This is a genomic window from Pseudoalteromonas sp. SR45-6 (assembly GCF_014163545.1).
GTDB lineage: Bacteria > Pseudomonadota > Gammaproteobacteria > Enterobacterales > Alteromonadaceae > Pseudoalteromonas > Pseudoalteromonas rhizosphaerae.
The window spans coordinates 56,642-66,861 of record NZ_JACJDM010000022.1; the positions used below are offsets into that span (position 1 = coordinate 56,642).

The following is a 10,220-nucleotide window of genomic DNA, read 5'->3' on the forward strand; positions in this document are numbered from 1 at the left end:
AAAACTAACAAGCCTTGCTGCGAGCAAGGCTTGTTAAGCTATTTAAATATTTAATATAAAGCGTTAGCGTGCAAAAGGATCGGCATTGATTTTATCAACATACCAATTGCCTTTTTTACGCACCATTTTTACGCTGCGCATATCATCAACTTTATTACCATTGAAGTGGCCTGTGAAAATAAGGTTGATATTGGCTGTATCGCCATACTGTTCTCTTAAACTCATATTAGTCATATCAACTTCAATTACTACATCATCGTATTGCATGTTGACTAAATTGCGGGCAAATTGTTTTGAGGTGCCATAAGAGTTCATGATCCGCGCCATTTTAGGTGTGGCCATGGTAGTGGCTTTGCTCAGATCCTGTTCGTTATAAAGTGTATCAAAAAATAGTGCTGCGCTATTTCCTGGGGTATTTTTTTCACCTTTTGGTGAATCTTCATTTCCACAGCCGCTTAACAGCAGTAAAAATGTAGCAGTGCAAAGAGTTATAAATGATTTCATTAGATAAATAGATTTATTAGTGATGATTTAGTGTGTGACGAAATACGACAGATGTAAAGTTTACGGTAAGAATTAGTGATGTGAATGCAATAAATAATAAAAAAGGATGCAGTTTGCATCCTTTTTCAAAAGCTATTTAAACTTATTGAACCAGCTCTTGCTCTGAAAACTCTTCAGCAAAAAGTGGGCTTGATAAATAACGTTCAGTTGCACTAGGTAAAATTACTACGACATTTTTACCTGCATTTTCAGGTAACTCAGCAATGCGTTTTGCCGCAACAACCGCAGCGCCAGATGAAATACCAACTAATATACCTTCTTTTTTCATCAGCTCATGAGCCATTGCTATACATTCTTCATTAGACACTTGCTCTACACCATCGATCATTGATAGATCTAAATTACCAGGAATAAAGCCTGCGCCAATACCTTGAATTTTATGTGGCCCAGGTTTAATTTCTTCACCCGCGAGTGTTTGGCTGATCACTGGCGAATTAGTTGGTTCAACAGCGATTGATTTTACATTAAGGCCTTTTTCAAGTTTCAAATAACGGCTGACACCAGTAATTGTACCTCCAGTACCCACACCAGCCACAAAGAAATCAACTTTACCATCTAATGCATTAAAGATTTCTGGGCCTGTTGTTTCAAAGTGAATTTTAGGGTTTGCAGGGTTTTCGAATTGTTGCAATAAAATAAACTTTTCAGGGGCTGATGCTTGAATTTCCTTTGCCTTAGCGATCGCACCGTTCATACCTTTAGCGCCATCTGTAAGTACAAGGTTTGCACCAAGTGCTTTTAATAGTTTACGACGTTCTAAGCTCATAGTGTTTGGCATCGTAAGCGTTAACTTGTAACCACGAGAGGCTGCAACAAATGCCAGTGCAATACCTGTGTTACCTGAAGTAGGCTCGATGAGCTCTTTGTCTTTGGTAAGTTGACCTGATTTTTCAGCCTCCCAAATCATCGATGCACCAATGCGGCATTTAATACTAAAGCTTGGGTTACGCGACTCAACTTTAGCGTATACATTCCCACCTGTAACACGATTAAGTTTTACCAACGGTGTGTTACCGATGCTTAGTGAGTTATCTTCAAAAAAAGTAGACATAATGTTCCCTTAGGTGCAATTTATTCAATCGTGACCGATTTTTATGTAATCGATCTGTAATAGTGACACTTTACTGCTGAATTAAAAAAACTAAAGTAAAGTTTGGCTATAAGATATATCTATTCGGCTTATAACTGAATGAAATAAAAACAGCGACTGCTTGTAAGTATAGTTATTAAGACCAAAATACTATCAGTTATGCTGACATAGGATTATTAGGGATACAAATACTGACCAAAATTTATATGCGCTAGATCATAATGAATTGCCTAGTTGATATTATAATGAACAAATTAGACGGGCGTTTAACGCTAAAAGTGATTGTATTTTGTGCAAACAGGCTGTTGTTGAGCGGTTTTATGATACATATAATTAAAAACATGCTAAAACCTCACCCATCAAAATTTATGAAGTGATGACAATGACGTTAATCTTAAAATTAATTGCCGGTATATTGGCCGGTATTTTAGTGGGCTTATATGTTCCACTAACAGGTGTTGAACTCCTTTACACGGTAAAAGAAATAATTGGTCAGCTGATCACTTTTACTATTCCACTAATTATTTTATTTTTTATAGCATCAGGAATTGCAGGTTTACCAAAAGGTTCAGGCCATTTGTTAGGTAAAACCGTTGGTTTCGCCTACGGTTCGACCATTATTGCAGGCACATTAGCTGTGATGGTTGTTAGTGCAATTATTCCGTTATTTGATGGCGGTTTAACCTTTGAAGCTGAAATAGCAACCGAAGTGGCAAGTTTTATTGATTTAGAGATCCCACCATTGATGGGTGTTATGACCGCGCTTGCCACAGCGTTTGTGTTTGGCATCGGTATGAGCCAATTAGAGCTAGAGACCTTGAAAAAAGTATCGGATCAGGGCCGCGATGTGATTGATGGTTTGCTAGCAAAAGTTATTATTCCAGCATTACCGTTTTATATTGCAGGTGTGTTTGCTGAGATGACAGTTGCAGGCACTGTTGTTGATACCTTACAAACGTTTGGTGTGGTGTTGATTGCTGCATTAATAATGCATTGGGTATGGTTAAGTATTCTTTATATCGGTACGGGTATTTTATTAAAACGCAACCCAATTGAATTAATTAAAAATATGCTCCCAGCTTACTTTACAGCCTTAGGCACTATGTCAAGCGCTGCGACTATTCCAGTGTCTTTACGCTCAAGCAAAGCAAATAATGTAAAAGAAGATGTTGCTAACTTTACTGTACCTTTGTGTGCGACTATTCATCTATCTGGCTCAACGATCACTATCGTAACTTGCGCGATGGCGGTGATGTTTTTATCACCAAATATGGATGTACCATCATTATTTGGGATGTTGCCGTTTATTATGATGCTAGGTGTGGTAATGATTGCCGCGCCGGGTGCTCCGGGCGGGGCAGTCATGTCTGCGCTGGGTTTATTAACCAGCATGCTCGGTTTCAATGAAGGTGCTGTGGCACTCATGATAGCGCTTTATCTGGCTCAGGATAGTTTTGGCACAGCCTGTAATGTTACCGGTGATGGGGTAATTGCCTTGTGGGTTGACCGCTTCAGTGAAAAAACGCCATCTTAAATTAGTTATCTGAAACGATAATTGGGTTATCGTTTCAGATTTTCTGTGTTAGTGTGACGAATTAAATTGTCATACTGACATGCTGTTAGGTTATATGAGGGTGTCCCATTGATTAATGTACTTTTAGTTGATGACCATGAACTCGTACGAACGGGTATCAAACGTATTTTAGATGATGTTCGTGGGTTTAAAGTAATTGGTGAAGCTAAAACAGGTGAAGAAGCGGTACAGTTTTGCCGTCAGCATTCTCCTGATATTGTGCTAATGGACATGAATATGCCAGGTATTGGCGGATTAGAAGCGACCAAGAAAATTTGTCGCTATTGCCCTGATGTGAAAATTATTGTGTTAACTGTACATTGTGAAGACCCATTCCCAAGTAAAGTGATGCAAATTGGCGCTCATGGTTACTTAACCAAAGGGGCGGGCTCTGATGAAATGGTCAATGCAATTCGCGCAGTAAATGCAGGACAACGCTATATTGCACCAGAAATAGCTCAACAAATTGCCCTTGCGCAAGTGACGGGTCGTACTGATGAAAGTCCATTTCAGAGTTTATCTGAACGTGAATTACAGATCATGTTAATGATCACTAAAGGTGAAAAGGTGCAAGACATTGCCGAACGCCTTAATTTAAGTTCTAAAACAGTGAACAGTTATCGCTATAGAATGTTTGAAAAGCTGAATGTGGGTGGTGATGTTGAACTAACTCATTTGGCTATTCGTCATAAGATGATCGACATCGACAGCGCCCACTAGTGTTGCCCCATGGCAGAATTTGATCACGCCCATTTCTTAAAAACACTATCAAGCGAACCCGGCGTTTATCGGATGCTTGATAGTGATGATAAAGTTATTTATGTTGGTAAAGCTAAAAACCTTAAAAAACGTGTTAGTAGCTATTTTCGTAGCAATGTCACGGATGGCAAGACTCGCGCTTTAGTCAGTAACATTAGTGATATTGACATCACTTTAACCAATACTGAAACCGAAGCCTTACTGCTTGAAAATAACTTAATAAAAAAATATCAGCCACGTTACAATATTTTACTGCGTGATGATAAATCCTATCCGTATATTTTATTAACTGCTCACAAACATCCAAGACTTGCATTTCATCGCGGTAGCCGCAAAGTGAAAGGCGAGTATTTTGGGCCATTTCCAAGCGCTGGCGCTGTCTCTGAAAGTTTGCGGTTAATGCAGAAAATATTTCCTGTTCGTCAATGTGAAGATGCGTATTATCGCGTTCGCAGTCGACCTTGTTTGCAATTTCAGCTAAAACGTTGTTCTGCACCTTGCGTGAATGAAGTGAGTGACGATGAATACAATCAGCAAGTTGATTTTGTACGTAAATTTTTGACTGGCAAATCTCATGAAGTCATCGCAGCGTTGATCTCTAAAATGGAAGCTGCGAGCCACGCTTTGCAATTTGAATTGGCAGCTAAAGTACGCGATCAAATAATGCTACTGCGTAAAATGCAAGAGCAACAATCAATATCAGGTAATTATGCCGAAATGGATGTTGTGGGTTTTGCTCATTTAAATGGCCTTAATGGCATTCATTTGTTGATGATCCGCGATCATAAAGTACTCGGTAGCAAAACGTACTTTCCAAAAGTACCGAAAGATTCACAGCCACAAGAAATACTGGCTTCATTTCTTGGGCAATATTATTTAGCGCCAGGTGCAACAGGGCGAATTGCTAAAGAAGTTATTTTGCCATTTGCACTTGATGAAGTTGATGTACTCAGTGAAGCATTAAGCCAAGTGAGTGAACGCAAAGTAACTTTAAAAACAGTTACACGCGGTGAGCGTGCGCAATACTTACAGCTCGCTAATAAGAATGCGCTTAATAGTATTACCGTGAAGCAAAGCACTCAGGATTCGATTAATAAGCGTTACGCACAACTTAAAGCGACGTTAGGGCTTGATGATATTAATCGTATGGAATGTTTTGATATCAGCCATACAATGGGAGAAAACACAGTTGCCAGTTGTGTGGTGTTTGATTCGCAAGGACCGAATAATAAAGAATATCGACGCTTTAATGTCACAGGGATCACTGGAGGTGATGATTATGCTGCAATGGAGTTTGCGTTAAACAAGCGTTACAACAAGTTGGTTGACGAAGATAAAATTCCTGATGTGATTTTTATCGACGGTGGTAAAGGACAACTTTCTCGTGCCGAGCAGTACTTTGCTAATTGGCCACATGCAAAAATGCCGCTGTTAGTCGGTGTGGCAAAAGGCACCAGTCGTAGGCCAGGCCTTGAAACACTATTAATTGATGGTGGCCGGAAAACAATCCCAATGGATTCAGACGCACCAGCGCTACATTTGATCCAACATATTCGCGATGAATCACATCGCTTTGCTATTGCAGGGCACCGTAACAAGCGGCAAAAACAACGCACTCAATCACTATTAGAAGAGATAGGTGGTATCGGCTCGGTACGACGCCAAACATTATTAAAATTTTTAGGGGGCATGCAGGGAGTAAAAGCTGCTAATATAGATCAATTAAAGCAAGTACCCGGGATCAGCTCTGACATGGCTGAGAAGATATTTAACCATTTGCATGACAAGGGCTAGCCCTTCGTGCGAATATAGAAAAAAAGACATCCCCAAGTAGTTATGTGGAATATTCCAAACACACTCACAACATTTAGACTTTTTCTTATCCCCATTTTTTTGGTGGTATTTTATCTGCCTTATTCATGGGCTTTCTTTGCTGCAGCTTTTATTTTCTGGCTTGCATCGATCACTGATATTCTTGATGGCTATCTAGCGCGCAAGCTTGAGCAGTCTACGCCATTTGGTGCATTCTTAGATCCTGTTGCTGACAAAGTGATGGTGTGTACAGCATTGGTTGCTTTAGCTAGTTATTATCAATCAATGTATATGACTATTCCTGCTTTAATCATAATAAGCAGAGAAATTGTTATCTCAGCACTTCGAGAATGGATGGCAGAGCAAGGCAAGCGTGGTAATGTAGCTGTATCAAATATGGGTAAGTTTAAAACTGCTGCGCAAATGTTAGCTATTATTGGACTCATTTGGCAATACGATAGTTGGATGATGTACTTAAGTTATGGCTTACTTTACATTGCGACCTTCTTAACGGTTACTTCTATGCTGCAATATTTGATAGCAGCGTGGTCTGAATTGACTAAAAATTGACTCTAAACGTATAATAACGCACCGTTTTAGATAAAAAATAATCAAACAGTTCAAAACTAGCATTTTTTGTATTGACGCGTTTAATAATCTCTGTAGAATGCGTCCGTGTTGAGAGGGCATAGCCCCCTAGATAAACAAAGTGACACTGGTTAAGTTGCTATAATGTTTTACCGCGACAAGGTTGCGATGAAACATATTAATACTTACATGCGTTATGCGGCACTAGCTCAGTTGGTAGAGCGCGACCTTGCCAAGGTCGAGGTCACGAGTTCGAGCCTCGTGTGCCGCTCCAGTTTATCAAAGGTTACCCAGTATTGAGGCGGAATGGCAGAGTGGCCATGCACCGGATTGCAAATCCGTTTACCCCGGTTCGACTCCGGGTTCCGCCTCCAATCAACACTCCACACGCTTTAATTAGCAAACTCGATGCCCGAGTGGTGGAATTGGTAGACACAAGGGATTTAAAATCCCTCGACTAACAAGTCGTGCCGGTTCAAGTCCGGCCTCGGGCACCACTTTGTGGTTTAGTTGCATATACCAAATGTAACTTTTAAAAATGTAGTAATTAGAATTAATATGATGCGGCACTAGCTCAGTTGGTAGAGCGCGACCTTGCCAAGGTCGAGGTCACGAGTTCGAGCCTCGTGTGCCGCTCCATATTAGTTTTATCCACTTGCTTTAAATAGCAAACTCGATGCCCGAGTGGTGGAATTGGTAGACACAAGGGATTTAAAATCCCTCGACTAACAAGTCGTGCCGGTTCAAGTCCGGCCTCGGGCACCACTTTAAATTACTCAACCAAGGTAATTTAAGGGCGATAAAAAATATTTCTTACAAAGAATTATATCTAATTATGCGGCACTAGCTCAGTTGCCAGAACGTTTACCGCGACATAGTCGCGCACCAACGTACAAATTACTGACAAAGTTTTATGCGGCACTAGCTCAGTTGGTAGAGCGCGACCTTGCCAAGGTCGAGGTCACGAGTTCGAGCCTCGTGTGCCGCTCCAAATTATTTGTTACATTTAGGCGGAATGGCAGAGTGGCCATGCACCGGATTGCAAATCCGTTTACCCCGGTTCGACTCCGGGTTCCGCCTCCAAATAATTACTCCACACGCTTTAATTAGCAAACTCGATGCCCGAGTGGTGGAATTGGTAGACACAAGGGATTTAAAATCCCTCGACTAACAAGTCGTGCCGGTTCAAGTCCGGCCTCGGGCACCACTTTATATTCACTATTACTTCATTTATACCTACAGCGTAAAAAAACACACCCAAAATTGCTTATCTATCTATTAAATTAAACTTTCACCTTATAGCTTTTGTATGCGTTTAACTTTTATCCATAGCGCGTACGGACAATCTTAATACCAAAATATACGCAAATCACTTTGTTGATTGATGCCAGAGAAATTAGCTTAACTAACACTAATACCAATCTGCATAAAGATTAAGTAAATTTGATCCAATCTCTAGAGCATATAATTTTAACCGTATCAGGGACGGAGATGAATTTATTCCACGCTTGCGAAACCTGTTCGACTATTTCTTCATAACCACTAAATACACGATTAGATAGACAGTGTTGTCGTATCCAACTCAATTGTTAAGGTAGTTTGAAATCCATTTTTGACACTGCAGCGTGCTGTATTTGGCCGCTTAGCAATATTCGTTCTGTTTCCCCCCTCAAAGAATAATGAAACAGCAAGCAGGCGTATGCGTTTTCTTGCATTAGGCTCTTTACGTGATAAAACTAAAAGTTGTTTGGATTCTTTTAAGTTCAATTCAGTAAAAGTAGATAAGTATCTGTGCGCTAATTAGATCACATAATTTGGCAGATTGGTATAAAAAGCAGCAGGCTTTACTTTTGTGGTGACGCTTGATAAATGGCCAATGCTGAGAACAGTAAAGCGTCACTATGCCAATTGCAGCCGCATGCATACCCAATAGATTCAGAGCAACACTCCTGTGTGGCGCTTCGCTGAAGCATTGTTGAAGCATTGTTGAAGCTGTAGCCAGATTTATAAAGCACTCAATAAGGGCCGCGCTTTAGCGATGAATATATTAGACGCTTGTGATAGCAAATCTGAATAACTACTAAGGCATTATTATTTTGATCAAAAAAGGGAGCACATAGACTCCCTCTTTGATTGTAAATAAGCTTATTTACTTTTTATGCCAAATCCCTTTCGGGATGGTTTGATCAAGCTGAGTATTTTTGGTTGGATCAAATGTTGGTAATTTGCCAGCTTTGCGCTGTGTGGTGTAGTCGTTCGCAAGCCAGATCACCACGCCTGATAACATAAACAGTGCAATAACATTCACGATTGCCATGAGGCCCATCGAAATATCAGCTAAGGTCCAGATCAACCCCAGTTCACTCACAGAGCCAAACATCACCATACCTAATACTATAAGTCTAAAGATCAACATACCATGCTCATGATTATGCTCTAAGAATAATAGATTAGTTTCTGCGTATGAATAGTTAGCAACAATTGAGGTAAAAGCAAAGAATAATATAGCAATCGCAACAAAGATTGTGCCCCAGCTTCCAACATGTTCTTCAAGAGCAGCCTGAGTTAATGCAATACCAGTTACACCTGAGTCAGCTACTAATTGATCAGAGAGCAAAATCAGCGCGGCTGTTGCACTACATATAACAACCGTATCAATAAATACACCAAGCATTTGCACATAACCTTGTGAGGCAGGGTGGGGCGGATTTGGCGTCGCAGTCGCTGCCGCATTTGCTGCGCTACCCATACCTGCTTCATTTGAGAATAAGCCGCGCTTTATTCCTTGGATCATTGCTTGCATAACGCCATAACCAATCGCACCGGCACCCGCTTGCTCAATTCCAAATGCACTATTAATAATACGCATAAATACAGTCGGTAATTGCTCTGCATTAATAGCGCACACATATAAAGCTACAAGTAAGTAAGCTAATGCCATAAATGGTACAACCAACTCTGCAAAGCGAGAAATAGTTTTCAGGCCACCAAATATAATAATGCCAGAGCCAACGACTAGTACTAAACCAACAACATAGTTTGGAATGTCAAAAGCGACTTTAAATGCAGCGGCTATAGAGTTAGATTGCACTGCATTGAATACTAGGCCAAATGCCAATATCAAACAGAGTGAGAAAATCACCCCCATCCAACGTTTGCCCAAACCATATTCCATATAATAAGCAGGGCCTCCTCTGAAGTTACCATGTTCATCACGAATCTTATAAGCTTGAGCCAAAGTACTTTCTGCAAAACTCGTTGCCATACCTATTAAGGCAATTAGCCACATCCAGAAAATAGCCCCAGCACCACCTAAATACAGTGCAACAGCAACACCAGCCATATTTCCGGTACCAACACGTGCGGCTAAGGAAGTACAAAAAGCTTGGAAAGATGAAATACCGTTTTTATCACACTGACGAGAATTGAACATGACTTTAATCATGTGGGGGAATTGAACAAATTGAATGAACTTGAGTTTAATAGTAAAAAAGAGTCCTGCCGCTATTAATAGGTAGACGAGAATATGACCCCAAAGCAGCCCACTAATACTATTTATTATATCTATCATGTTATATGCCTAATGAACGAGTTTAAAAAACAGCGGGCAACTTACCATAAGCAAAGCAGATAGTTTAGTGAAACGATGAAAAAAACGAGGTTATCCACAGGCTTCTGTGGGTAAGGTGTCAGTTTCTTTTGGGTATCTTGAGGGTATAAAATAAATGCGAATTTAATGATAAAAACGCTTGCGTAAAATTCGCCGCGCCCTATAATGCGACCCCACTGAGACGGCAGACAGCAACGCTTAAGCTGCAAGAGTTAATCAGTTAG

The 10,220-nt window shown here is 40.4% G+C and carries 7 protein-coding genes and 8 tRNA genes; 12 read left to right on the top strand and 3 right to left on the bottom strand.

Annotated elements, in window-relative coordinates; all coding sequences use genetic code 11:
* Window positions 1-63 precede the first annotated feature (63 nt).
* Together H5158_RS11345 and cysK are read right to left on the bottom strand one after the other, a co-directional pair.
* A complete protein-coding gene (locus H5158_RS11345) occupies window positions 64-504 on the bottom strand; it encodes a hypothetical protein (RefSeq protein WP_182717977.1) in 441 nt (146 codons plus the stop codon).
* A gap of 142 nt (window positions 505-646) precedes the next feature.
* Window positions 647-1,615 (bottom strand): cysteine synthase A, encoded by a 969-nt coding sequence (gene cysK, locus H5158_RS11350; protein ID WP_149982968.1) that lies wholly within the window; start codon window positions 1,613-1,615, stop codon window positions 647-649.
* Between the two features lie 421 nt (window positions 1,616-2,036).
* On the opposite strand from cysK, the gene H5158_RS11355 reads away from it, so the two are divergent.
* From H5158_RS11355 to H5158_RS11410, 12 genes are all read left to right on the top strand, one after another.
* The gene (locus H5158_RS11355) at window positions 2,037-3,188 is read left to right on the top strand and encodes a dicarboxylate/amino acid:cation symporter (protein WP_145242298.1); all 1,152 of its coding nucleotides are present in this window, start codon (window positions 2,037-2,039) and stop codon (window positions 3,186-3,188) included.
* Window positions 3,189-3,296: 108 nt separating this feature from the next.
* Window positions 3,297-3,947, top strand: coding sequence for a UvrY/SirA/GacA family response regulator transcription factor (gene uvrY / locus H5158_RS11360; RefSeq protein ID WP_016707677.1), 651 nt, complete (start codon window positions 3,297-3,299; stop codon window positions 3,945-3,947).
* A gap of 9 nt (window positions 3,948-3,956) precedes the next feature.
* Window positions 3,957-5,780 (top strand): excinuclease ABC subunit UvrC, encoded by a 1,824-nt coding sequence (uvrC, locus tag H5158_RS11365; RefSeq protein WP_145242296.1) that lies wholly within the window; start codon window positions 3,957-3,959, stop codon window positions 5,778-5,780.
* A 42-nt stretch (window positions 5,781-5,822) separates the two neighbouring features.
* A complete protein-coding gene (pgsA, locus tag H5158_RS11370) occupies window positions 5,823-6,368 on the top strand; it encodes a CDP-diacylglycerol--glycerol-3-phosphate 3-phosphatidyltransferase (protein ID WP_145242294.1) in 546 nt (181 codons plus the stop codon).
* A gap of 216 nt (window positions 6,369-6,584) precedes the next feature.
* Window positions 6,585-6,660, top strand: a tRNA-Gly gene (locus H5158_RS11375).
* 26 nt (window positions 6,661-6,686) lie between these two features.
* A tRNA-Cys gene (locus H5158_RS11380) sits at window positions 6,687-6,760 on the top strand.
* Window positions 6,761-6,796: 36 nt separating this feature from the next.
* Window positions 6,797-6,883 (top strand) — tRNA-Leu (locus H5158_RS11385).
* A 66-nt stretch (window positions 6,884-6,949) separates the two neighbouring features.
* A tRNA-Gly gene (locus H5158_RS11390) sits at window positions 6,950-7,025 on the top strand.
* Between the two features lie 39 nt (window positions 7,026-7,064).
* Window positions 7,065-7,151 (top strand) — tRNA-Leu (locus H5158_RS11395).
* A 150-nt stretch (window positions 7,152-7,301) separates the two neighbouring features.
* Window positions 7,302-7,377, top strand: a tRNA-Gly gene (locus H5158_RS11400).
* 18 nt (window positions 7,378-7,395) lie between these two features.
* A tRNA-Cys gene (locus tag H5158_RS11405) sits at window positions 7,396-7,469 on the top strand.
* A gap of 37 nt (window positions 7,470-7,506) precedes the next feature.
* Window positions 7,507-7,593 (top strand) — tRNA-Leu (locus H5158_RS11410).
* 942 nt (window positions 7,594-8,535) lie between these two features.
* Here the strand turns inward: H5158_RS11410 and H5158_RS11415 are convergent.
* A complete protein-coding gene (locus tag H5158_RS11415) occupies window positions 8,536-9,957 on the bottom strand; it encodes a sodium:alanine symporter family protein (RefSeq protein ID WP_182740048.1) in 1,422 nt (473 codons plus the stop codon).
* Between the last annotated feature and the right edge of the window lie 263 nt (window positions 9,958-10,220).